At 64.6% G+C, this 21,690-nt stretch carries 25 protein-coding genes and 1 pseudogene; 9 read left to right on the top strand and 17 right to left on the bottom strand.

What is annotated here, in order from left to right:
* Positions 1-31: 31 nt before the first annotated feature.
* From FS320_RS08220 to FS320_RS08200, 5 genes are all read right to left on the bottom strand, one after another.
* A complete protein-coding gene (locus FS320_RS08220; protein ID WP_152710704.1) occupies positions 32-799 on the bottom strand; it encodes an SDR family NAD(P)-dependent oxidoreductase in 768 nt (255 codons plus the stop codon).
* Positions 800-877: 78 nt separating this feature from the next.
* Positions 878-1,762, bottom strand: a complete 885-nt coding sequence (locus FS320_RS08215; RefSeq protein ID WP_152710702.1) for an aldo/keto reductase — start codon at positions 1,760-1,762, stop codon at positions 878-880.
* A gap of 37 nt (positions 1,763-1,799) precedes the next feature.
* Positions 1,800-2,129, bottom strand: coding sequence for a putative quinol monooxygenase (locus tag FS320_RS08210; RefSeq protein WP_152710701.1), 330 nt, complete (start codon positions 2,127-2,129; stop codon positions 1,800-1,802).
* Between the two features lie 2 nt (positions 2,130-2,131).
* On the bottom strand, positions 2,132-2,905 hold the full coding sequence (locus tag FS320_RS08205) for an SDR family oxidoreductase (protein WP_152710699.1): 774 nt from the start codon (positions 2,903-2,905) through the stop codon (positions 2,132-2,134).
* A 96-nt stretch (positions 2,906-3,001) separates the two neighbouring features.
* Complete coding sequence (locus FS320_RS08200) at positions 3,002-3,979, bottom strand: aldo/keto reductase (protein WP_152710697.1); 978 nt, start codon at positions 3,977-3,979, stop codon at positions 3,002-3,004.
* A gap of 99 nt (positions 3,980-4,078) precedes the next feature.
* Here FS320_RS08200 and FS320_RS08195 point away from each other — a divergent pair, with 99 nt between their 5' ends.
* A complete protein-coding gene (locus tag FS320_RS08195; protein WP_162002803.1) occupies positions 4,079-4,987 on the top strand; it encodes a LysR substrate-binding domain-containing protein in 909 nt (302 codons plus the stop codon).
* 89 nt (positions 4,988-5,076) lie between these two features.
* On the opposite strand, the gene FS320_RS45850 is transcribed toward FS320_RS08195, so the two are convergent.
* Complete coding sequence (locus tag FS320_RS45850; protein ID WP_192926262.1) at positions 5,077-5,535, bottom strand: hypothetical protein; 459 nt, start codon at positions 5,533-5,535, stop codon at positions 5,077-5,079.
* 189 nt (positions 5,536-5,724) lie between these two features.
* Here FS320_RS45850 and FS320_RS08185 point away from each other — a divergent pair, with 189 nt between their 5' ends.
* Both FS320_RS08185 and FS320_RS08180 read left to right on the top strand, forming a co-directional pair.
* Positions 5,725-6,513 carry a bestrophin-like domain gene (locus FS320_RS08185; protein ID WP_162002802.1) on the top strand — a complete coding sequence of 263 codons (789 nt, stop codon included), beginning with the start codon at positions 5,725-5,727 and terminating at the stop codon, positions 6,511-6,513.
* 458 nt (positions 6,514-6,971) lie between these two features.
* Positions 6,972-7,424: a DUF1772 domain-containing protein gene (locus FS320_RS08180; RefSeq protein WP_152710694.1), complete on the top strand. Its 453-nt coding sequence runs from the start codon at positions 6,972-6,974 to the stop codon at positions 7,422-7,424.
* A gap of 16 nt (positions 7,425-7,440) precedes the next feature.
* Here FS320_RS08180 and FS320_RS08175 read toward each other — a convergent pair whose 3' ends face one another.
* From FS320_RS08175 to FS320_RS08160, 4 genes are read right to left on the bottom strand one after another with little or no spacing between them, the layout of a single operon-like run.
* The gene (locus FS320_RS08175) at positions 7,441-8,637 is read right to left on the bottom strand and encodes an MFS transporter (protein ID WP_342211955.1); all 1,197 of its coding nucleotides are present in this window, start codon (positions 8,635-8,637) and stop codon (positions 7,441-7,443) included.
* Between the two features lie 9 nt (positions 8,638-8,646).
* Positions 8,647-10,074: an FAD-dependent oxidoreductase gene (locus tag FS320_RS08170; protein ID WP_152710692.1), complete on the bottom strand. Its 1,428-nt coding sequence runs from the start codon at positions 10,072-10,074 to the stop codon at positions 8,647-8,649.
* 20 nt (positions 10,075-10,094) lie between these two features.
* Positions 10,095-10,349 carry a DUF1127 domain-containing protein gene (locus FS320_RS08165; RefSeq protein WP_162002800.1) on the bottom strand — a complete coding sequence of 85 codons (255 nt, stop codon included), beginning with the start codon at positions 10,347-10,349 and terminating at the stop codon, positions 10,095-10,097.
* Positions 10,350-10,402: 53 nt separating this feature from the next.
* Positions 10,403-10,720, bottom strand: coding sequence for an ArsR/SmtB family transcription factor (locus FS320_RS08160; protein ID WP_152710689.1), 318 nt, complete (start codon positions 10,718-10,720; stop codon positions 10,403-10,405).
* Between the two features lie 200 nt (positions 10,721-10,920).
* On the opposite strand from FS320_RS08160, the gene FS320_RS08155 reads away from it, so the two are divergent.
* Genes FS320_RS08155 through FS320_RS08145 form a run of 3 tightly spaced genes read left to right on the top strand, consistent with a single transcriptional unit; the run spans position 10,921 to position 11,891 of the window.
* On the top strand, positions 10,921-11,118 hold the full coding sequence (locus FS320_RS08155) for a hypothetical protein (RefSeq protein WP_152710687.1): 198 nt from the start codon (positions 10,921-10,923) through the stop codon (positions 11,116-11,118).
* Positions 11,099-11,497, top strand: a complete 399-nt coding sequence (locus FS320_RS08150; RefSeq protein ID WP_152710685.1) for a response regulator — start codon at positions 11,099-11,101, stop codon at positions 11,495-11,497. The genes FS320_RS08155 and FS320_RS08150 overlap by 20 nt, the downstream gene beginning before the upstream one ends.
* Before the next feature lies 1 nt (position 11,498).
* Positions 11,499-11,891 carry a response regulator gene (locus tag FS320_RS08145; RefSeq protein WP_152710684.1) on the top strand — a complete coding sequence of 131 codons (393 nt, stop codon included), beginning with the start codon at positions 11,499-11,501 and terminating at the stop codon, positions 11,889-11,891.
* A 189-nt stretch (positions 11,892-12,080) separates the two neighbouring features.
* Here the strand turns inward: FS320_RS08145 and FS320_RS08140 are convergent, their stop codons facing one another.
* On the bottom strand, positions 12,081-12,782 hold the full coding sequence (locus FS320_RS08140; RefSeq protein WP_244627034.1) for a DUF1194 domain-containing protein: 702 nt from the start codon (positions 12,780-12,782) through the stop codon (positions 12,081-12,083).
* 97 nt (positions 12,783-12,879) lie between these two features.
* On the opposite strand from FS320_RS08140, the gene FS320_RS08135 reads away from it, so the two are divergent.
* Positions 12,880-13,152, top strand: a complete 273-nt coding sequence (locus FS320_RS08135) for a hypothetical protein (protein WP_152710682.1) — start codon at positions 12,880-12,882, stop codon at positions 13,150-13,152.
* Here FS320_RS08135 and FS320_RS08130 read toward each other — a convergent pair.
* The 5 genes from FS320_RS08130 to FS320_RS08110 form a co-directional block, all read right to left on the bottom strand.
* Complete coding sequence (locus FS320_RS08130; RefSeq protein WP_152710680.1) at positions 13,149-14,141, bottom strand: magnesium transporter CorA family protein; 993 nt, start codon at positions 14,139-14,141, stop codon at positions 13,149-13,151. The two genes, FS320_RS08135 and FS320_RS08130, sit on opposite strands and share 4 nt — an antisense overlap.
* A 24-nt stretch (positions 14,142-14,165) precedes the next feature.
* Entirely contained in the window at positions 14,166-14,390 is a 225-nt protein-coding gene (locus FS320_RS08125) for a hypothetical protein (protein WP_244627033.1), read from the bottom strand.
* 436 nt (positions 14,391-14,826) lie between these two features.
* Entirely contained in the window at positions 14,827-16,371 is a 1,545-nt protein-coding gene (locus FS320_RS08120; protein WP_152710678.1) for a DUF1254 domain-containing protein, read from the bottom strand.
* A gap of 75 nt (positions 16,372-16,446) precedes the next feature.
* Positions 16,447-17,886, bottom strand: a complete 1,440-nt coding sequence (locus FS320_RS08115; protein WP_152710676.1) for a DUF1254 domain-containing protein — start codon at positions 17,884-17,886, stop codon at positions 16,447-16,449.
* A 158-nt stretch (positions 17,887-18,044) separates the two neighbouring features.
* Entirely contained in the window at positions 18,045-19,874 is a 1,830-nt protein-coding gene (locus FS320_RS08110) for an adenylate cyclase (protein ID WP_152710674.1), read from the bottom strand.
* 77 nt (positions 19,875-19,951) lie between these two features.
* On the opposite strand from FS320_RS08110, the gene FS320_RS08105 reads away from it, so the two are divergent.
* Complete coding sequence (locus tag FS320_RS08105) at positions 19,952-20,254, top strand: hypothetical protein (protein ID WP_244627032.1); 303 nt, start codon at positions 19,952-19,954, stop codon at positions 20,252-20,254.
* 9 nt (positions 20,255-20,263) lie between these two features.
* Complete coding sequence (locus FS320_RS08100) at positions 20,264-21,367, top strand: AraC family transcriptional regulator (RefSeq protein ID WP_152710672.1); 1,104 nt, start codon at positions 20,264-20,266, stop codon at positions 21,365-21,367.
* A gap of 181 nt (positions 21,368-21,548) precedes the next feature.
* On the opposite strand, the pseudogene FS320_RS08095 reads toward FS320_RS08100, so the two are convergent.
* Positions 21,549-21,690 (bottom strand): annotated as a pseudogene (locus FS320_RS08095) (ATP-binding protein); the annotation flags it as partial.

Genomic DNA, 21,690 nt, shown 5'->3' with positions numbered 1-21,690 from the left:
GCGAAGTTCTTTCGTGGTCTCTGTTTCGGAATCAAAACAGGCTGATGCCAGTCAGCTCGGTGAGTTTCTCGACGAGCTGATCCTGGAAGCCGGGGTCAGTAACTTCCGGGGCGGCTTTTCTCTGCTGACGGTGGTGCCAGTAGAAGCCGCTGACCTTGGCAGCGGGTTCGTCGCTGACGGCAAGCCATGTCTGCGTCAGGTGCCCCTTTTTCAGGTCGTCCGGCGCTCCGGCTCCGCCCATCTTCGTCGGCACCCAGCCGGGATCGACCGCGTTGCTGAAGACCTCGGGCCAGTGACGGGCGACCGCTGCGGCGAGCGTCGCGACGTGAAGCTTGGTTTCGGAATAGGCCTGGCTGGCGCTCCATTCGCGAGTCGTCCAGTCGATGTCCCGCAGCGAGCCGCTTCCGCTCCGGTGCATGCCACTGCTGAGATAGACAAGACGATCCGGCCGCTCGATCAGAGCGGTGAGGATATACGGGGCCAGCGTGTTCACCGCGAGTGTCCTGGCGTGTCCTTCGGGCGTGTTGCCGCGACTTCCTTCAAGGTAAATCCCGGCATTGTGGATCACGGCATCCATGCGGCCGATCCTGTTCAGCTGGTCCGCGACAGATCGGGTTTCGGCTCCGCTGCTGAGATCGCCGATGACGACACCTGCCGACCGGGACGACAGTGCGGAAACCGCAGACGCACGTTCCTTCGACCGGGCGTGCAGCACGACCTCGTGACCGTCGGCCATGAGAGTGCGGGCAGCGGCAAGACCGAGGCCATCGGTGGACCCTGTGACGAAGATGCGGCTCATGGAACGTTCCTTTCGATAAGACATCAATGGCGGTAGGGGCGATTGTGGATCTGTCCCCACCCGACATATCGTCCATGATCAATCCGGGATGACGAAGCCGTAGGTCTCCAGATCGAGCGATTCCGGGTCGGGGCCGCCGCGAACGCCCGTGTCCAGCGCGTCAATCGATGCGATTTCGTCGAGGGTCAGGGAGAAGTCGAAGACGTCGAAGTTCTCGGCGATGCGCTCCGGCCTCACGGACTTCGGAATGGCCGAGAAGCCGTGGTCGAGATGCCAGCGAAGAATGACCTGGGCCGCGGTCTTGGAATACTTCTGCGCCAGGGACAGGACTACGGGGTCCAGAAGCGGATTCCTGTCGTTGCCGCGATAGGTATAGGCTCCGCCGATAGGCGACCACGACTGGGTGAGGATGCCGTGCTTCTCGTTGGCAGCGCGCAGGTCCGGCTGGGTATAATAGGGATGGACCTGGATTTGATTGACCGCTGGGACGATCCCCGTCTCCGATATCAATTGCTCCAGCCTGGAGGGGACCAGGTTCGAGACGCCGATGGCACGCACGCGACCTTCGGCCAAAAGACGCTCAGCCGCCTTGTACGCCTGGATCGTCTTGTCGAATTCCTTGGCGAGCGGCTGATGCAGCAGCCATAGATCGAGATAGTCGACACCGAGTTTGTTCAGGCTGACATCGAAGGCGCGAAGGGCGCTGTCGAAGCCGTAGTCGGTGATCCAGATCTTGGTCTCCACGAAGACGTCGGCGCGATCGACCTCAGCACGACGGATGCCCTCTCCGACCTCGCGTTCATTCATATAGGCGGCTGCCGTGTCGATGAGGCGGTATCCGCCGTTCAGGGCGGTCACGACAGCGTCGACGGTTTCTTCCGGTTTCGACTGGAAGACGCCGAGCCCGAGAGCTGGCATCCGAACGCCGTTGTTCAAGGTAACGAGGGGATTGGTCGATGTCATTGCTGTACCTGTCGGTGTGAGGGCTTCGAGCGGCGGATCAATCGCTGACGCGGGCGCATAGCGTGATCGAGGGACCAAAGGTCAGAAGGGGACCGAGCTCTTTCATCACCTCGGCAACATGCGGGTTGGCGGCATGGGCATCCACGGCAGCCTGGTCCGTCCATCCGTCGAGAATGTAGAACGTGTTGGGATCATCGATCCTCTGGTGGAGGTCGTAGTAGATGCAGCCGTCCTCCAGCCGAGCGGGTTCAACGAACCTCAGGATCAGGTCCCGGACCCTGTCACGGTTGGCCGTCTCGCAGCGAAGCTCGCAGATGATATGTCGCTCCAGGGATTTTCTCGCGTTTATGATCGGTTCCTCCCTCATGATCAGTTCCTCCCTGCATAGACGCGCGTCATGCCGCCATCGACGATCAGGTCGATCCCGGTGATGTACTTGCTGGAGTCGGAGGCCAGGAAGACCAGGGCATCGGCGATGTCCTCGGCGGTACCGACACGACCGGCCGGGATCTCCGTGGCAACGCGGGTGACGTAGCTGGCGATGTCATCGTCGCTGAGCTTCTGGACGTGGCTATAGCCTTCGGTCGGCACCACGCCGGGACTGATCGTGTTGACGCGGATCCTGCGATGCTTGAGATCGGTGGTCCAGCTCCGGGCGAGCGAACGTACGGCCGCCTTGGTCGAGGCATAGACAGCAAAACCCGGCAGGCCCATGTCGGCCGTGATCGAGGCATTGAGGACGACGGACGCGCCGTTGCGCAGGACCGGGAGCAGGCTCTGGACCGTCAGGACCACACCCTTGATGTTGACGCTCAGTTCGCGGTCGATCTGTTCTTCGGTCAGTTCTTCCAGCGGGGTTGCATGACCGCCGCCCGCGTTGGCGAACAGGATATCGAGCTGGCCGTGCGCCGACTTGATGGCCGCGGCAACCCGCAACATGTCCGCCTTGCTGCTGGCATCGGCCTGGATCGCGGTAGCGGCTGAACCGAGTTCGCCAATAGCGCGGTCCAGTTCCGCCTGCCGACGACCCGTGATGTAGACGAACGCACCCTCCTCGATCAGCTTCTTCGCCGCACCGAACCCAAGTCCGGTGCTTCCTCCGGTGACGAGGGCGACGCGACCCTTCAGTGATTGCATTTCCATGGTGGTCTTCCTTGATGGCGTGCGGAGCCGTTACCGCGCGCCAGCCACTGTGCGGCGCGCGGTTTCGAGGTCCGGGTTAGATGGAGCGTGAAGCGATTAACGGTTGATCGTCGCCTGCTGGGCGGCGTTATAGCGTGAGCCCACGACCTCGATCCCGGACAGGGCTTCCTTGATCTTGGACAGGTCGTCGGCTGTCAGCGCGACGCCGTCGGCTCCGGCATTCTCCTCCAGACGATGGAGCTTCGTGGTGCCGGGGATCGGGACAATCCATGGCTTCTGGGCCAGGAGCCATGCGATGGCGACCTGGGCGCGGGTAGCCTTGCGACCGTCGGCAATCTCACCGATCACGTTAACCAGGGCCTGGTTGGCGGTACGGGCGTCGGCCTCGAAGCGCGGAAGCGTGTTGCGGATGTCGCCCTCGGCGAAGGACGTGCCGTCATTGATCGCGCCCGTCAGGAAGCCTTTGCCGAGTGGCGAGAACGGCACGAAGCCAATGCCCAGCTTTTCCAGAAGCGGAATGATCGCCTCTTCAGGCTCACGGGTCCAAAGCGAGTATTCGCTTTGGAGGGCAGTCACAGGTTGGACGGCATGGGCGCGGCTGATCATCTCGACGCCCGCTTCCGACATGCCGAAGTGCTTGACCTTGCCTTCGGCGATCAGGTCCTTGACGGTTCCGGCAACATCCTCAATCGGCACGGCAGGGTCGACACGATGCTGATAGAACAGATCGATGACGTCCGTGCGGAGGCGCTTCAGGGATTCCTCTGCCACGAGACGGATGCGGGCCGGACTACTGTCGAGGCCGTCCTTCGGGCTGCCGTTCCTGAAGCCAAATTTAGTGGCAATGACAACCTGGTCGCGGAACGGCTGGACGGCTTCGCCGACCATCTCTTCGTTGGCAGCGCCGTAGGCTTCCGCGGAGTCGAAGAATGTGATGCCCTTGTCGTAGGCGGCGCGGATGAGAGCGACGGCCTCCGAGGTGTCGGTTGCAGGCCCGTAGCCGAAGGTGAGACCCATGCAGCCCAAGCCGATAGCGGAGACTTCGAGGCCAGTGCCGAGTGTACGCTTCTTCATGACAGTTCCTTCCGTGATCTGATGAAGCGAATATAGAATGTGGTTAGTTCCACGATTAGCTGCTATTGGACGCGTAAGGTTATAAGCAGGGCTAATACCGTGGCGCGTGACAACATCCAGGACATCTCGGCCTTTCTGATCGTGGCGCGTGAGCGCAGCTTCACCCGCGCGGCCGCCAAGATCGGTGTGTCACAGTCGGCGCTCAGCCAGACCTTGAGGGGTTTGGAAGAGCGTCTTGGCATCCGTCTGCTGACCAGGAACACGCGAGGCGTTTCGCCGACCGAGGCCGGGGAACTTCTGCTGCAATCGGTCGGGCCCCATTTCGACGGGATCAATGCCGGGATAGCCGCCCTGAGTGGCCTGAAGGAAAAACCCTCCGGGACGGTCAGGATCACCGCCGATCAGCATGCCGCAGAGGATGTTCTCTGGCCTGCTCTGGACAAGTTCCTTCCGAAGTTTCCCGACATCAAGGTCGAGATCGTCATCGATTACGGCCTCACCGACATCGTCGCGGAACAGTACGATGCCGGGGTCCGGATCGGAGAGGTCATCGCCAAGGATATGATTGCCGTCCCTATTGGACCGGATATGCGCATGATCGTCGCGGGCGCTCCGAGCTATCTGGAAACCCATGGAGCGCCGCAGACCCCTCAGGACCTGACCAGCCATAACTGCATCAACCTCCGCCTGCCGACTTATGGCGGCCTGTATGCCTGGGAGTTTGAGAAGAACGGCAGGGAGCTGAACGTTCGCGTCGAGGGCCAACTCATGTTCAACAGCGTCGGTATGATCGTCACAGCGGCGCTCGCTGGGCACGGTCTGGCCTATGTCCCGGAAAGCCGGATCAAGGATGACTTGGACAAAGGCCGGCTGAAGGCCCTGCTCGAAGACTATTGCAAGCCCTTCTCGGGCTATCATTTGTATTATCCGAGCCGTCGCCAGCCGACACCTGCATTCACTGCCATCGTCAATGCACTCCGTTACCGGGACGCGCGGTCGAGGAATTGACGCTATGACAACAGAAACAACCGGAAAGATTCTGATCCCCTAGGCTGTTTCGGCGGACATGGTGACGCTCGGTCGGTTCGGCGGTGAGCTTATACCGCTCCATCATCAGTGGGCTCGCGAGCGCTTTCTTGCGTCTGACAGAACGACACCCGCCGCCTATGCTGCCTATCTTGAGAATCAATCCGAGAAATCGGAAGTCGTAATGCCGTCTCGCCATGCCTGGTGGGCGCCTCGGCCACATCGGGGGAGACATGTCGTGCGAGATCCGCACGAACGACCTCGGCCTCGACCTGATTCAGCAAGGTCCGCCGGCGGCGCCAGACGGCGAGTGTGATGAGCAGGGTGAGCAGGAAGGTTGCGACAAGCTGGGAATACCAGGCCGTCAGGCCGACCAAGGTCGGCTGAAAGGAGAACTCCAGGATGTGTCTGTCTTCGCGGCAGGCCATGCCAGAAAAGGCAAAGGGCTGCTTTTGGCACTTCTCGGAAGTAAGCCGAGGGTCTGCTCCAGCAAGGAACAGCGGACGTTCCTGGCAGTGAACAAATTTCACTACCTGACCCTGAGCGGTTGTTCAGGCATAGGCGTTTATCGCCAGTGTGGCTGGAGTTGGGCTGGAAGAGCGGTTCGGCTTGGTGGTACTCCTGCATAGCCGTCAATGGCCTCCCGCAGCAAGGCCGTTGCTGCTTGCGCACAGTTGCTCCCATCCGTCATATGGGACTGGACCGGAGCGGGTCGACACATGGCACTCCTGACCATCCTGCCACTATGGCTGTCTGGCGTCCTTCTCGTCGGCGGGGCAACGCTCATCGCAATGGCCGCCCCCGCCTTCGTTCGTCGGCACGTCAGCTCGGACCGCCTGCGGATCAACAACGAGGTGGCCGGCTTCACGTTTGCGACCGTCGGTGTGCTCTATGCCGTGCTGCTGGCCTTCGCCGTCATCATCGTCTGGGAAAAGTTCAGCGAGGCGGAGCACGCGGCTGCCCAGGAAGCCGGCGCCGCAGCGACCCTCTACCGCCTGGCGGAGGGCATCGGGGGTGATTCCGGTGCTGCCCTCCGCGACGGGTTAACCCGCTACGTGAGAGCAGCCATCGCCGAGGACTGGCCTGCCATGGAGCAGAACGGGTCAAGCCACGCGGTGACGCGCGGGCTGGACGCCGCCTACGCAGCCCTGCTGACGTTCACCCCCAGCGACGGCCGCGGAACGGCCATTTTGGCCGAGGCTCTCCGCCAGCTTGACGGCCTGACCGAAGCCCGCCGCACTAGGCTCGTCCTGGCCTCCGGCGCAGTCCCTGGGGTGCTCTGGTTCGTGCTCTTCGGCGGCGCCGTCCTGACGATTGGCTTCACGCTTTTCTTTGGCACCGAGAACCTGCGCGTTCATGCGATGATGACGGGGATCCTGTGCTTCCTGATCGTCTCCGGGCTGCTTGTGATCATCGCCATGAACCATCCTTTTGCGGGATCGGTGAAGGTGCAGCCGGAGGCCCTCTCGGCGGTGCTGGAGGACTTTGGTGAGAAGGCTCAGCCGTGATCCGTGATATATCTCGTTGCAAGTATTCCAGAGTAGAACGGCTCATGGACGGATGCATGATCTTTCCACGTTCGTGGAAATCCTTCTGCCGATAGTAGCCTTCCCTCTGCCGCTTTATCCTAGTAGCCGCGCTGACAGCAGCCCCGCAATGGCGATCGATCTCTAGCGTCGCTTCTTGGCACGAGGCGGACGAAAGCCGAACTTCCGTAGTCATAGGGTAAGCCGACTTTCATAAGGCCACGCCCGACGGCTCAGTTTGACCGAGCCTGTGTGAAAACGCTGACGGGTTGCTCCTTTGAGTAATTTTATGTCTCGCAAGGCCTGTTTGACCGTGGAATCTCCGATGTCGAGGTGCGGACTTGTACAAATAGTTCGCTGTGGCGAGTGTAGTTTGCGTTTTCACACAGGCTGGACCCGATGCGGACATTCCACTCAGTTATGGTAAGCGGAGGCATTGCTTGAGCTTACGTGTGATCCAGTTCCTTGCCGTCGTGTTCACAGCTCTTGCCCTGGTCCCGGCCGGAGCGCATCTGTTTGAGCTGCCGAACAAGATCGATCTTTCACGGGATGTCTATCAGACCGTTCAGGGCGTCTATGCCGGCTGGGCTTGGTTGGGCATCGTTGACCTGACTGCGCTCATCATGAACGCCGTGCTGGCGATCAAGCTGCGTCAGCAGCGCCTGGCCTTCTCCTTCGCCGTGACTGCTGCCCTGTGCTTCGTCGTCTTTTTCGCGATCTTTTTCACGTGGACGTTCCCGGCCAATCAGGCGACCGCCAACTGGACGGCCATGCCGGACAACTGGAGCGGATTGCGCCGGGAGTGGGAGTACTCGCATGCGGTGAATGCGGTCGTGATGCTCGTCGCACTCTGTTCAGTGACGCTGGCGGTGATCACCACCCGTCCGGATTGACGCTTCCTCGACAGCATCACGTCGGCCCGAACGGCCGCGATGTCAGCCACAGCAAGCCGACGAGGCCGATGTTCAGGCAGGCCAGTCCGGCCAGCAGGCCCAACGCGGCAGCGGGACCGCTCCATTCGATCAGGATTGCCCCTAGGAAGGGGGACAAGGCCTGAGCAAGCAGGCTGGGCATCGCCAGCCGTCCCATGAGCGATGCGTACCCGAAGGGTCCGAACAGGGCGAGAGGGAGAGTGCCTTTCGCAATGGAGCCGATGCCGTTCCCGGCGCCATAGAACGCCAGCGCCAGGGCAAGGATCGGGAAGCCGACGACGAGCAGGACCACTCCTCCTGCGACGAGCGCCACCGAGGCCACCATGGTCCAGATCGGGTGGTAGTACCGGCCGAAGGCCATCTCCACGACCCGGGCACCCACCTGTGAGGGACCGACCAATGCTCCCAGGGCAACGGCTGCCGCGAGGTCCAATCCACGGGCTTGCAGGAGAGTCAGGAGATGCACCCCGATCATGGAGGCGGTGACCGCCCCAAGGGTCAGAACGGTGGCCAGCAGCAGGAATGCCCGGTTGCGTTTGGCGCCCGTCAACGTTTGCGGGGCAGGGGCTTCAATGGGGTTCCCCGACGGCTTGGCATCCGGCCTGACCGTACTGACGCCGGGCAGGACGAAGGCGTGCAGCGGCAGCGAGACGAGGATCTGGATCGCGGCGTAGGTCGCGCAGGCGCCGCGCCAGCCGAAGTGCTCCACAAGCCAGGCGCTCAAGGGCCAGCAGACCGTGCTGGCAAAGCCACCCCACAAGGTCAGGGTGGTGATCGCGCGTCGCGCATCCTTCCCGTATAGCCGGCCCAGCGTGGCGAAGGCGGCATCGTAGAGGCCGGCTCCCATACCGACGCCCATGAGCAGCCAGGCCATCAGGTAGACGGGCAGGCTGTGGGCCAGGGCCAGGGTGGCGAGGCCTGACCCGAGAAGGATCGAGCTGGCGACGAGAACCGGACGCCCACCCTTCGCATCGATGGTGCGCCCGACCCGGGGCGCGACCAGCCCGGCTGCGAGCAGGCCGACGGACAGTCCGCCGACGACCCAGCCGAGAGACCATCCGGTGTCATCGGCGATCGGACGGGCGAGCACGGCGGGCAGGTAGAAGGAACATCCCCAAGCGAGGATCTGGGTGATCCCGAGGGTGGTGATGACCACACTCGACGGATTCGACACTGACTGATCTCAGCAGCAGCGCACAGGATCCGCAACTTTTTCCGGTGCATTCGCGGAGCTGCATCCGCAGCCGGACTTGCCGTCGGCCTTGGCATTCGCGTCCGCGACGCAGCACGCGTCAACGTCCACGGGAGCGGGACCGCCGCAGCAGCCGGACGATGCCGCTGCGACCGGGGCAAGGTTGGTCGAGCACACGCCCGTCTCAGGCAGCACGAGATGGATGTCGTCCGCTGCCGCAAGATCGCCGGCAATGGCTGCCACGACCGAGCGCACCTGCTCGTACCCTGTGAGCATGAGGAAGGTCGGGGCGCGGCCGTATGACTTGATGCCGACCGTGTAGAAGCCCGGCTCGGGGTGGGCGAGCTCGCGGTGGCCGTGCGGCGGGACGGATCCGCAGGAGTGCAGGTTCGGGTCGATCAGGGGACCGAGGGCCTTCGCGCTCTCCAGCCACGGATCGAGGTCGAGGCGCAGTTCCCGCGTGAGGTTCAGGTCCGGGCGCTGTCCGGTCGTGACGACGATCCGGTCGACGGGACCGACCTCCCGGACGCCGTCCGCGGTCTCGCCCTCGAGGACGACCTGGTCGCCGACGGCGCGGATACGGGTCACCGAGAAGCCGGCCACTAGGGTGACGCGCCCGCTGCCGACGAGGGCCTTGAGCCTGGAGCCGAGCTCGCCCCGGGCTGGGAGCTGGTCGGCGCGTCCGCCGCCGTAGACCCGCATCAGGTTGGCCCCGCGGGTCACCCACACGATGGTCGTCGCGGGATCGCGCTCCGCGAGCTTCACAAGGTCGAGGAGGACATTCGCGGCCGAATGTCCGGTACCGACGACGAGGGTCGTCCTGCCCTCGTACGCGGCGCGGTCGCGTCCGAGCACATCCGGGATGCCGTAGGCGATGTGGCTCGCGTTCTCCGCCTCGCCCTCGGCGAGGATGCCGCCCGCACCTAGGGGATTCGGAGCCGTCCACGTTCCGGAGGCGTCGATCACGGCCCGCGCCAGGTCGCGCCGGATGGAGCCGTTGCCATTGGAGACGGCGAGCATGAACGGCTTGGTCTCACGGCCCTTGCTGAGCACCTTGTCGGCGCCCAGCCGGGTAATCGCCTTCACGGCGGCGCCCGTCTCGATCACCGCCGCCATTTCGGGCGTCTCGGCGAGCGGCTTGAGGTAGGCCTCGTACAGGTCCGATCCCGTCGGCATGGCCTTCCCGGGCGGCTCCTGCCAGCCATGGGACTGGAGCAGTGCGCGGGCTGCCATGTCGGTGTTGTACTCCCACGGCGAGAACAGGCGGACGTGGCCCCAGTCGCGTACGTTGGCAGCGACGGTTTCGCCCGCCTCGTAGACCGTTACGGGCAGCCCGCGCTGGATCAGGTGGGCAGCGGCGGCGAGGCCCACCGGGCCTGCACCAATGACAGCAACGGGAAGGTTTTCGGGCGAGGTCATGGAAGGTCTCCTTGTGGGGATCAGCAGCAGGAGGCGGGCTTGGGGGCGAAGCCGTCACGCACGCGCTCGATGAAGACGCGTCCGTGGCAGCAGAGGACCTTCAGCACCCGCGAGGGATCGCGGTAGCGGGGCTGGGCCAGGGCGGCCAGGACGTCCGTCCGCTGGAGGCCGATGTCGCGCAGGAGGTGGTCGTCCAGCTCGCCGAGGGCGACAACCTGCCGGCGGTTCTTGGCCGCGCGAGCGAGGCGGAGGATGAAGGGAAGGAAGCCTGGCATCTGTCTCTCCTTTTCATATTTCCGGTATAATAGAAATACCGGGCAAAAAATTATCAGGCGGCGTTCTCCGCCTGGGTCGAGCATCCGGCGTCGGCGCAACACTCGTCGGCCAGGAAGCCGATGAGGCCGTTCATCGCCGGGTAGCTGGCCCGGCAGATCAGGGTCGTGGCCTGCCGCTCCTGCGTCACCAGTCCGGTCAGCAGGAGCCGCTGGAGGTGGTGAGAGAGTGTCGATCCTGGAATGCCGAGGCGTTCCTGGATCTGCCCGACGGCCAAGCCCGCTTCCCCTGCGCGCACCAGGGTGCGGTAGACCTGGAGCCGGCTGACGTGCCCGAGCGCTTCGAGCTGCTTGGCTGCTTGTTCGACGTTCATGGAAATAAAATGAGCGTGTCTGGATCATGCGTCAAGCGATATTTCTGGATTTATCGAAATAGCTTACGGCGTATGGTTATTTTACCGTCACGGTGAAACCCGCCGCCGGATCAGCGGTTCCCTTCGTTAACGTATGTTAGCCCAAGGCGGGGCGAGTCGCCGCGACGGGCACGCCAGACCAGTACCCAAGGAGAGTGCCGATGTCCCACGACGCCTCAGGCGACGTGCGCCTGCCCCATGTCAACGACCTTCATCCGGATGTTGCCACCTTCATGATCGCCCGTGCGTTCGCCGAGGTTTACCGGGACGTGCTCGACGCGCCGGTGCCGGACCCGCTCGTCGCCATCCTGCGCCATATGGAAATCAGGGAGACCGACCATGAACACACTCCATCCTGAGCCGCACCTCGCACTGATCGTCGAGGATGATCCCGATGTCCGGGCGCTCGCGGGCGCCTTGCTGGAGGAAACCCCGCTGGACGTGGTCGAGGTCGAAAGCGCGGAAGCGGCTCTGGACTGTCTTCAGGAGCGTGGGGGCGAGGTGGCGATGATGTTCGCCGATGTGCGCCTCCCGGGAGAGATGGACGGGGTCCAGCTTGCCAGGGCAGCGTGCACGCTCTGGCCGACGGTGCGGGTCGTGCTCACGTCGGGCGATCCCGGCGCAGCGTCCGATGACCTGCCGGAGTGCGTCACCTTCATGCCGAAGCCCTGGCGTGGCCTCGACGTGCTGGTCCAGGCCGAGAAGGCCATCCATGACCCGCAGCCACCGGTGACGTGACATGGGACAGGATGCAATCGTGGATCCTCCCGTTGTCCTTCTGGTCGAGGACGAACCGTTGGTGCGAATGACGGCCGCCGACGAGCTAGAGGAGGCGGGCTTCCAGGTGCTGGAGGCGGCGAACGCCGATGTGGCCTTGGCGGTGCTGGAGGCGCGCTCCGACGAGGTGCAGGTGCTCTTCACGGATGTGGACATGCCCGGCTCGATGGACGGTATGGAACTCGCCGAGCAGGTCCATCGGCGTTGGCCGCACGTGCTGCTGCTGATCTCCTCCGGCTACGCCCGCCCGCATCCCGACGAGATCCCAGATCACGGGCAGTTTATGCCCAAGCCCTATCACGCGGCCACCCTGGTCGGGCACATCCACGACCTGATGCGGACGCTGCGCCCGTGAGTGGGCCAGGAGGGCCAAGGCTTGCAGGGGCGGAGCACTTCCGGCGCTTCGGCGTCCAAGCGAGGCAATCAGTTCTCTGACCGCTGCTGGCGCCGAATTTCCCCGGCCAGGCAGTTGGCCCGTTCCTCCGCCTGGGCCGGCTGGACCAAGGACCGGGCCTGAGGCTTCGCGGCGATCTCGCGGACGACCTTAGTCCGGACGGCCTGAGCAATCTGTGCTTCTCCCGCACCGGGATTGCTTCTCCCGCACCGGGATCATGAAGGCCCCCGATCCGCCGATCACGCAGTCGCGGAAGTAGAGGTCGAGGTCGTCGATGTCCCACATGCCATCGGGCCGCTTGAGCATCAGCGGCAGCCCGTTGATGGTCACCCCTTGCGCCACCGCCTCGTCCCGGGCCTCCGTCACCACCCGGCCTTGATTGTTGGCACCATCCCCGGAGATGTCGATCACCTGCCGCACGGGTGTGACCCCGCTCTCCCGGAGCTGCTTGAGGCTGAAGTCGATGGCGCCTGAGATGGACGTGTAGCCGAAACGATGGAGGGATGTCTGGGCCAGACGCGCCGCAAAGGCATGGCTGTCGGCCGGGTGCTCGATCACGGTCCAGGGCACGACGACCTGCTGGTACCCGGCTCCCGCCCACTCGACGTACGTCACGGCAATGCGGCCCAGCATGCCTCTGCCGATGGCCTCGTGCACTTCAGGGGAATGGAAGGCGTCGACGAAACCCTGCCGCTGGAGTTCCTGCTCGTCCGGCTCCATCGACAGGGAGACGTCGACGGCCAGCACCAGCGCCAGATCGACCTCGGTCTCGGCATGAGCGCTCCATGCCCCCAGAAACACCAGTCCTGCTGCCAGCAGCAGGGAGCCCAGGGCATGCGCGATGCCGATCATCCTAAGCTCCCGTTCAGGCAGGACGTCCTACACCTTGAAACTAGGGCATTCGGCAGGCCCGGCGATCCCGGGCTGCGCGTTGGCGGCGGAGACGGACATGGCAACACGACGGCTTCGTTATGCCTTGTGGCAGCACCGCCGCTCCCTGAAACGGCAGGCGGTGGCACAGGAGAGCGCGGCCGAGCGTCTGTTTGGCTTGGCGGAGATCCTCGCCACAGCGGGGCGTCCGGAGCCTGCACGGCGCTTGGCGGGGATCGCGCTGCGCTTCAGGGTCAAGGCGATCTGCCTGACGGCCCGAGCCGAAGCGGTGGATTGGCGGGCCAGGGCATGGCAGCCCGCCTGGCAATCCTTTGGCAGTGATGGCCGCTAGAGCCAGCCGCGCCACTTGAACCAGTGGTAGGGCACCACCGCCGACAGCACCATGAGCACCAGGGCGACGACATAGCCGTAGTCCCAGCGCAGTTCCGGCATGAACTCGAAGTTCATGCCGTAGATCGTGCCGACCAGCGTCGGGGGCAGGAACAGCACGGCGGCAATCGAGAACACCTTGATGATGCGGTTCTGGTCGAGGTTGATCAGCCCGAGCGTCGCATCATGCAGGTACACGATCTCGGACGAGAGCTGTCCCTCATAGGCCGAGAGCGAGCGCAGGTCCCGCTCGACCTGCTTCAGCCGCGCCGGGCTGCCGTTGGTGAGCCATTCTTCGGCGCCCTGGCGGACATAGGGAATGAGCCGCGACAGCGACAGCAGGCTCTCGCGCAGGATGGCCACCGTCATGTTCTTGCGCCCGAGCCGCCGAATAAGGGCCTGGAGTTCGTCCTCCACCCGCTTGACCTTGCGGCGCTTCGGGCTGCGGTCCTCGACGAACAGCCGGGTCGAGACCTCGTTCAGGTCGGCGGCCACCATCTCCAGCACGTCGGCGGCCCGCTCGACGATGCTCTCCAGGAGCGAGGCCAGAAGGCTGTCGCTGGTGGTGTGGGCCTCGGGCTGGCGCTGGCTTTTGGCCATGAACGTGCGGAAGGGCACCGGGTCGGCATAGCGCACCGAGACCAGGTGGGTCTTTGTCAGGACGAAGGTAACCTGGGTGCGGGAGGGCCGGCCCTCGGCGACGCCGTTGATGATCACGGCCGTCATGACCAAGGCATCATGCTCCTGATACAGACGGGCGGACTCCTCGATCTCGGCCATCTCCTGCCGAGTCGGCACCTGAAGCCCGAGCAGCGCCTCGACCGCCTTCTCCTCCTCGTGCGTGGGATCCAAGAGGTCGATCCAGAGCACGTCGGACGGGGCAGGAAGCGTCGTGCTGTCCTGCGCCAGGCGTACGAAACGGCCCTGGCGCAGGCCATGGAAGTTCATCATCGGGCAGTCCTCAGGCAGGATCAACTAGCCGCGCGTGGGCTTCGGCGGCGTCGCGTGATGGGCGAGGTTCTCCGGCGGGGGCGCTGCGGCTTCAGGGCCGAAGGCAACGGCGGCGATATGCAGACCGATGATCGGCGCGAACACCAGCCCGAGAAGGAGGACGAGCATCAGCGTCACGCCGCGATCGTCGGAGGTTACTTGCTCCGAGCGCGCGTTGGCGCGGAGCGGGAACAGGTTCAGGAGGGTCATGGGCTCACCTCGGTTCCGACCAGCCGTCGCAGGCCGGCGGCGGGTGAGCCGATCAAGCGATCAGGCGTCCGCGCGGGCCGGCAACGGCGTGGTCAATCGACTGGGACTGTCGCTTGGCATGGGGTTCAGGGTTCCTGTGGGTCCGCGGTCTGCCGAAGCAGGCTGCGGATGGAAAAGCCAGATGCGCCTGTTGCGGTTCCCGGTCAAGCCAAAAACGCTGCCGTTCACTCAGCGCACCGAATGTTGAGGAGGTCGGGAATTGGCACGTTCCGGAAGTACGCGGAACTTCTGCAAAGGCACGACGGGCGGACCTTCATTTGGTCCGCCCAATGTTACACTCTGACCCTTTAACGCACATGCTGACGGCTGCCCAAACGGAAGGGTCAAGCGACGGCCTGGTTCTAGCTATGCAGCAACTCGATCGCTGCCACGCCGGCTACCTGACGAGTTCGATCTCGCCCGGTTTCCAGGTCTTGTCGAACCACGGTTCCAGCGGACCATAGAGGCGAAGGAGCGTGAACCAGCCCTTGCCCGCGATCGTCTGCACCCAGTTGTTCTCCATTCCTGCCGGGGCCTTGGGTCCGAAGTAGACATCCACCGAACCATCCGCATTGGTCTTGACGCCCTTGCTCTGGCTGCTGACGCTTGGAGCTTGCTGGTCGGTTTGCACCATCGAACGGGTCTGGTTGTCGTAGACGATGACCGACCAGAAATCCTTGACCGGGACATTGGGCGGCAGGCGCAGCTTGTAGGTCTTGCCGCCATCGAGGGGATTGCCCTTCGCATCCTGAACCGACCAGGGATATTGCGAACCCTGGCCGACCATCTTCTCCTCCATCGCCGGCGTCACGGCAATCGCGAAGTAGTAGAAGAAGACGGCTCCGTCCAGGTTGCTGACACCAGGCGCTGACTCGAACTTGTAGCCGCCCAAAAACGGCAGGCGCCATGCACTGTCCGGATAGAAATAAGCGTCCTTCGCGCGAACCTTGAAGGCGATCGTCCGGGCCGTCACGGCACCGATGTTGGCGGCGTCGGTGAGGATCCTCTTCATCCGCTCATCGGGATTGAAGGGCTGGCCCTTGACGATGCCGATCGAGGCGAACAGCCCCAAGGTCGTGGGATCGGAACCACCCGCCGGCTCTTCCTGGATGACCTGGTTCAACAGGCTCCAGAACGAGTAGTCGCCCGGTGCGACGAAGTTCGAGGGAATGCCGGAGGCATTGACGAACTTCATCGGCGGCGGGTTGGCGGCCTCGGCCAAGGGATAGATCCTCAGGTCCTTCTTGGCCGCATCGACCGCAGGTTGGGTTGAGCCGTCCACGAGGAAGGAGCGAAAGACGAGGTAGCTGCCGAAGGTGCTCGGCCGCAAGACGTGATAGCCGCCTGGGATGTCGCCCTCGAACCCGGGCGGCAACAGGAGGTACTTGCCACCCTGACCCTTGTCGGCCCCGGTGAAGCCGATGTCGCCCACCCACTTGTACCAGAAGTCGTCGACCGTCCCGAGCACCTTGGGCGGAATTTCGGCCACCACCGGCCCCTTGCTCGTGTCGACCCACATGAAGTTGTAGATCGTGTTGTCGTTGCCCGTCAGCGCGACGGTCTTGGAATCCATCAGACTTTCCCAGATCACGTTGGTCTGGTTGTCCGGTCCGAACTTGCGCAGGGAGTCGCGCATGCCGGCCTGATTGACGATCGGAATCGCCAGCAGGTAGGCCTGGAGCGCACGCGAGCGGTCCAGGTTGTCGTAGATCTTGTCGACGGTCTCGTCCGACGGGTAGCCGTAATCGAGCTTCAGCGCCCCGATCGAGGATTCGATCCTGTCCGGCACGGCGACGCCCGGCGCGACAGGCGTCGTCATCTTGTAGGTCTGTGCGGAAGCCGTGCCCAAGCCCATCAGGACCACGGCGGCAGTGGCGCAAAGCAGTCTCGCCCTGCGTGCGGCGATCGCCGCAGGGCCGGCCAGTTTCAGGGAGCGTTTCATGGCGTTTGATCCTTCACGGCAGTTCAAGCCGCGGACGCCGCATCCGGCGCCACGCGTCACGGATTGGGGGGATAATTACTGCGCCACGACACCGGGCGGCTGCCACGTCCCTTCGCCAGCCGGCAGGATCGAAGGCGCCTCGACCTTCGGCCAGTACAGGCGCATCACGAGGTAGATCGTGCCGTTGGGTGCAGGCAGCCAGTTGGCCTCCTTGTCCGCACCGGGGCTGTCTTTCTGGATGTAGAGGGTGAGCGAGCCATCCTCGTTCTTCTTCATGCCGGGCAGCATCGGCGAGTTGATGAGGTAGCGGTCGATCGGGTTCCTGACCAGGAGCTGGCTCTTGCCGTCGTACATCGTCACCGACCAGAACGAGTTCACCGGCGGGAGTTGCCCGGCGGGAAAGGTGATCGTGTAGTCGTGGTTGCCGGCGTCGAGTGTCTCGCCTGTCGCAGTCGTGCGGGTAAAGGGATACATGGCTTCCACGGCATCGTTGCCGTAGATGCCGGCCCTGGCCGCTCCGGCCCGCTTCAGCCAGTCGCCGTTGTAGAAGGCCTCATCGCCAAGGAAGGAGCCGACGCTCCAGCCGTTGATGACCTTGTTGCCGTTGGCCAGCCACTTCTCGACCTTGTCGTTGCCCTGCTTCATGCCCACCAGGATTTCGGCTTTGTGTTCAAGCGACAGATCCTTGAAGTCGAAGGTCCTGTCTGGCCCGATGCCGATCCTCGCAAGTTTGGCGCGGATCGCCTTGTCCCGTGGCGTCTCGGGGACGAATTGCAGGGCCGCGTCGAGATACTGGAAGAAGTTGTCCTTGATCCCGGCCGTGGTGGCAGGAAGAAACTCGATCGTCGGCGCGGCGGGCGGGGCGGGCTGCTTGAGGAAGGCCGACAGAGGCTGCGCCTTGTAGCCGGCCTGGATTGTCTCGACGCTCGGCATGTCGCCAGGGGTGAAGAGCTGAGTCCGGAAGTTGGCGAACACGAAGGGGGTGGTCGATCGGAAGACCTTCTTGATGCCGGAGGGCGTTGCGCCTTTCCAGTCGGGGCCGACCACCAGATACTCGCCCGCCTCGGTTCCCGTGGCGCGCGTGCCGATGTAGCCGAAATTGTAGGTGTTGCCGTCGATGAGCTGGACCGAGTAGTAGCGGTCCCTTGCGATCGTCGGCACCGAGATGACCATCGGCTCCGCCCGCAGATCCAGCCACAGGATGGAGTATGGCGTGTCGCTGTTCGGCGTGACGATGGCCGTGTCCGCCGGGGTGGCGACATGGTGCATGTTGTCGATCCGATTGAACGGTGCCTTGAATTGGCCGGACTTCGGGTCGACGGCGAACTCGTGCATGACCGCATAGTTCATCACGAGCGGCAGGCCGTAGACGAATCCTTCCTCGGCGATGTCCTTGGCCTCCAGGAGGTTGGGCCATTCGGCCTTGTCCTGCGCTATGGCCGGGATGGACGTCACCATCGTGGCGGCGAGCGCGGCCAGCGCGGCCGAGCAAAGCAGATCGCGTTTCGTCAGCATCGGAACATGTCCTTTCGGTTCACGGCTTCCGCTCGAGCAGGGTATGGCCACGGCCACCCCCGGTCGCGACAACGGCACGAGCACTGGACTGACGCTAGCAAGCAAGGACGCTGACCGCCTGTAGTTTACGGTAGTCTCTGTGTAGGTGAGGGCTGTGTTCAGCGTTGGGGAGCGGCCGTCCGGAGGGCCGTTTCGGCCGCCGTCGTGTCCGCCACCGGGAAGCCGGCCTTGCGGGCCCCCTCGGCCAGGAGGGTAGCGTCCTCGGGCCGGAAGTTGCGCTTGGCCATCTCCCGATCCCACTGCTCGAAGATCGCGGGACGCGCCTGGAGAAAACGGTCCCGCGCCTCGGCGGCTTCGGACTTCATTCCGAGCTGGGCGTAGATGATGGCCGACACGAAATGGTAGAGCGGGAACTTCTCCAGGCTGACCTGTCTCATCAGAAGCTGGGCACGCTCGTAGTCGCGCTCCAGGTAGGCAAGCTGCGCCAGTACCCCGTTGTAATAGCCCGAATGGCCTGGATTGCGGACCAGGGCCTGCTCCATGAGGGCCATGCCGCGCCTGTGGTCGCCGGCCTGGCCCACGCGGGCTCCGAAATCCGCGAGCAGCTCGGTGTCGTTCGGGTTGAGCGCCACGGCCCGCTCGCCGACCCTGAGCGCCTCCACCGGCTGCTCCGTGAAGAAGAGCGCCCCCATCAGCGCCTGCAACCCGCGGACGTTCTCCGGGTCGAGGCGGTTGGCGAGCCGGGCGGCCTCGATGGAACGCTGCGTTGCCGTCGGCGAACCGAGGCGTGGGTTGAAGCCGAAGCGGTCCTCATCGAGGTAGAGCATCGAGAGCATCGCCCAGGCGGTGGCATAGCTCGGATAGCGGTCAACCGCCCGTTCGAGACACGTCCGGATGGCAGCGTGGCTGGCCGGACCCAGCGCGGCGCGGTAGCCGTAGAACCGCAGTGTGCAGGCATAGGCCTCTAGGTCCTCGGGCGCTCCGGCCTGGGTGCGCCTCTCGTCCGACCGGGCGATAATGCCGTAGGGCTGGCCGATGGCGGTCGCGACCTTCTGCGCCACATCGTCCTGGATCGCGAAGAAGCCGCGGACGCGCAGGTCCTCGTCGTAGGCCTGCGACCACAGCACGGCGCCCGTCTCGGCATCGAGGAGGCGGCCCGTCACGCGCAACTGGTGCTCGGCGGTCCGGACGCTCCCCTCCAGCACGTACCGCACCCCGAGATCACGGCGGATCCGGGCGGCGTCGGCGTCGGGCGGGATGCTTCTCGACGTCTCGCGCCCGAGCACCGACAATTCCTTGAAGCGGGCGAGCTGGCTCAGGACCTCCTCGGTGAGGCCCTGGGCGTAGATCTTCGTTTCCGGACTCCCGCCCAGGTCGGCGAAGGGCATGACGACCAGCGTCGGCCCTCCCGGCATCGGTGCCTGGGCGGTTGGAACCGGAGCGTCCCGAGACGGGATCAGGAACACCATGACAAGCAGGACGACAGTGGCAAGGGCGGCAAGGCCTGCGCCCAGCCACATGATGCGCTTTCTCGGCATGGGCGGCAGGGATGCGGCGGGGGTCTCGGGCGGCGGACCGGTTGCGGCGGGACCGTCCGTGACCGGCTCGGTCCGCCAGGCGAAGTGCGGGACGTAGGCGCCCTTGGGAATGTCGATGATGATCGGGTCGGACAGGCCGGCGGCCAGATAATAGTGCGTCAGCGCGCGCCGGATCCGCCCGGCTTCGATGCGCACGGCCGGGTCGTTCTGGGCGTCGAAGTTCTTGTCCCGCCCGAATACCTCCATCCCGACCGCGTAGGCCTTGATGCGGTCGCCGCGGCCGGCCAGCGTCTCCTCGACGACGTAACTCAGGAACCTGCGGGCCCGCGCGGGCACATCGAATGCGGGGCTGGCGAGGAGGATGTCGAGCTGGGCGCGCACGTCCGCAGCCGAGGGCGGCGACTGCGCATTCGGCGGCCCACCGACAGTGAGGCCCCTGTCGCCGTGCATGGGCCGACCCCTTCCCCAGGCTGCCGAAGGGCACCCTTATCGGCGTAAACTACTCCCGATTCCCACGGCAAAGGAGGATGCTGGCTTTTGCGGGACGGCGCGCCGCGCCGTCTCCGGCACCAAGGTGGGGCCCTGTCATGGATCGACGCCTGCTTGCCGCCATCGCCCACTTCCCGGATCGCGGGCACGCCATCGAGGAGCTGGCCCGATGGGACGAGGAGTTCCTGCTGCTGTGCGCCGACCTGCCCGAGGCGGAGGCGGCGCTCGCGCGGTGGGAGCGCTCCGACACCCCGGTGCGGGAGGAGCGCTGCGCCGAGTACCGGGAGTTGGTGCGGGATCTCGCGGGCGAGATCGAGGCGACACTTGATCGGAATGCCTAGGAGGTTCCCATGAAGCAGGTTGATGGCACCGAATGTCTGACAGCGGGTGACAGCCGGCCACCAGGCCAGGAGTTCCACACTGTCCCGGCAGCAAGCGAGCGAACGCTTGCCCCAGGCTACATCCACCTCGGCGTCTCCAAGGGAATCGTACCGACCCTGTGCGAACTCGGCGTCGATCCCGATCCGGTCATCCGGGCCGCAGGGCTCGATCCGCGCCTGTTCGACGACGAGATGAGTGTGATCCCGTTTGCGGTCGTGGGCCGGCTGTACACCCTGTGCGTGGCGCGCTCGGGCTGCGCGCATTTCGGACTGCTGGTCGGCCGGCGGGCGAGCACCCTGTCGCTGGGCCTGGTCGGCCGCCTGATGCGGCACTCGCACACCATCGGCGATGCCGTGCGCGCCCTCGTCTCGAACCTGAGTGTCCAGGACCGGGCGGTGGTGCCGTCGCTGACCAGTCGTGACGGCACGGCCCTGCTCACCTTCGCGACATATCAGGTGGAGAGCAGGAACGTGGAGCAGATCCTCGACGCCGCCGTGGGCGTGACAGTGAACATCCTGCGGACCTTGTGCGGATCGGACTGGCGGCCGGGCGAGGTTCTGCTGCCCCGCGCCGCGCCAGCGGATCAGGCGCCGTATCGGCACCATTTCCGGGCTCCGGTCCGGTTCAACCGGGAAAGCGCCAGCATCGTCTTCCCGGCCCGCGATCTGGAGCGGCGGGTTGCCGGGGCCGATCCGATGATGCGGGCTCTGCTGGAGGAGCGGATCAGCCAGATGAAGGGTCGTCCGGGATGCGAGTTCTCGGACGATGTCCGGCGGCTGATGCGCACGCGGCTGACGAGCCATCGCTGCTCGGCCGATGACACCGCTGAACGGCTTGCCATGCACCGTCGTACCCTGAGCCGCCGCCTGAAGGATGGTGGCCTGGGCTACCGCGGGATCACCAACGAGGTCCGGTTCGAGATTGCACGCCAGTTGTTGCAGCACACCACGGTGCCGCTGGGCGAGATTGCGGCGGCGCTGGGCTATTCGGAAGCGAGCGCCTTCACCCGCGCGTTCCGGCGCTGGTCGGGCCGGACACCGACTGCCTGGCGGTCCGAAGGCCATTGTGAGTAACGCCCGATGTCCAAATCGTTGGATGATTGTCCCATCAGTCGCGCGAGCCAGGCAAGCGCCTATGGGACCGCGGTGACGACGGCCGCATCGCCGCACTGGTGATGTCTGTCAAGCGACACCGAGATTTACGAGATAAGGCGACATCCAGTTTTACGACGGCTCAAGCGTGAGCCCGCTGGAGAGCCTCCTCCAGATCCCGCAGGCGATAGCTGCGCCCCTTGATGTTGAGAACATGCGCTCGGTGCAGCAGGCGGTCGAGGATGGCCGTGGCCAGCACCTCGTCGCCGGCCAGCAGCTCGGTCCACTCCCGGATGCTCTTGTTC

The organism is Microvirga tunisiensis (assembly GCF_009296175.1).
GTDB classification, from domain to species: Bacteria; Pseudomonadota; Alphaproteobacteria; order Rhizobiales; family Beijerinckiaceae; genus Microvirga; species Microvirga tunisiensis.
Note: the sequence above shows the minus strand (reverse complement) of the source record. Positions and strands in the feature narration are given on the sequence as shown.

Excerpts from the sequence above, each read along its gene's own strand:
- FS320_RS08105 (WP_244627032.1), top strand. The coding sequence starts at position 19,952 with ATGCTGGCTTTTGCGGGACGGCGCGCCGCGCCGTCTCCGGCACCAAGG.
- FS320_RS08115 (WP_152710676.1), bottom strand. The coding sequence starts at position 17,886 with ATGCTGACGAAACGCGATCTGCTTTGCTCGGCCGCGCTGGCCGCGCTC.
- FS320_RS08165 (WP_162002800.1), bottom strand. The coding sequence starts at position 10,349 with ATGCCAGGCTTCCTTCCCTTCATCCTCCGCCTCGCTCGCGCGGCCAAG.
- FS320_RS08120 (WP_152710678.1), bottom strand. The coding sequence starts at position 16,371 with ATGAAACGCTCCCTGAAACTGGCCGGCCCTGCGGCGATCGCCGCACGC.
- FS320_RS08125 (WP_244627033.1), bottom strand. The coding sequence starts at position 14,390 with ATGACCCTCCTGAACCTGTTCCCGCTCCGCGCCAACGCGCGCTCGGAG.
- FS320_RS08210 (WP_152710701.1), bottom strand. The coding sequence starts at position 2,129 with ATGAGGGAGGAACCGATCATAAACGCGAGAAAATCCCTGGAGCGACAT.
- FS320_RS08220 (WP_152710704.1), bottom strand. The coding sequence starts at position 799 with ATGAGCCGCATCTTCGTCACAGGGTCCACCGATGGCCTCGGTCTTGCC.
- FS320_RS08215 (WP_152710702.1), bottom strand. The coding sequence starts at position 1,762 with ATGACATCGACCAATCCCCTCGTTACCTTGAACAACGGCGTTCGGATG.
- FS320_RS08150 (WP_152710685.1), top strand. The coding sequence starts at position 11,099 with ATGAACACACTCCATCCTGAGCCGCACCTCGCACTGATCGTCGAGGAT.
- FS320_RS08135 (WP_152710682.1), top strand. The coding sequence starts at position 12,880 with ATGGCAACACGACGGCTTCGTTATGCCTTGTGGCAGCACCGCCGCTCC.
- FS320_RS08145 (WP_152710684.1), top strand. The coding sequence starts at position 11,499 with ATGGGACAGGATGCAATCGTGGATCCTCCCGTTGTCCTTCTGGTCGAG.
- FS320_RS08160 (WP_152710689.1), bottom strand. The coding sequence starts at position 10,720 with ATGAACGTCGAACAAGCAGCCAAGCAGCTCGAAGCGCTCGGGCACGTC.
- FS320_RS08100 (WP_152710672.1), top strand. The coding sequence starts at position 20,264 with ATGAAGCAGGTTGATGGCACCGAATGTCTGACAGCGGGTGACAGCCGG.
- FS320_RS08170 (WP_152710692.1), bottom strand. The coding sequence starts at position 10,074 with ATGACCTCGCCCGAAAACCTTCCCGTTGCTGTCATTGGTGCAGGCCCG.
- FS320_RS08155 (WP_152710687.1), top strand. The coding sequence starts at position 10,921 with ATGTCCCACGACGCCTCAGGCGACGTGCGCCTGCCCCATGTCAACGAC.
- FS320_RS08205 (WP_152710699.1), bottom strand. The coding sequence starts at position 2,905 with ATGGAAATGCAATCACTGAAGGGTCGCGTCGCCCTCGTCACCGGAGGA.
- FS320_RS08185 (WP_162002802.1), top strand. The coding sequence starts at position 5,725 with ATGGCACTCCTGACCATCCTGCCACTATGGCTGTCTGGCGTCCTTCTC.
- FS320_RS08130 (WP_152710680.1), bottom strand. The coding sequence starts at position 14,141 with ATGATGAACTTCCATGGCCTGCGCCAGGGCCGTTTCGTACGCCTGGCG.
- FS320_RS08200 (WP_152710697.1), bottom strand. The coding sequence starts at position 3,979 with ATGAAGAAGCGTACACTCGGCACTGGCCTCGAAGTCTCCGCTATCGGC.
- FS320_RS08140 (WP_244627034.1), bottom strand. The coding sequence starts at position 12,782 with ATGATCGGCATCGCGCATGCCCTGGGCTCCCTGCTGCTGGCAGCAGGA.
- FS320_RS08110 (WP_152710674.1), bottom strand. The coding sequence starts at position 19,874 with ATGCACGGCGACAGGGGCCTCACTGTCGGTGGGCCGCCGAATGCGCAG.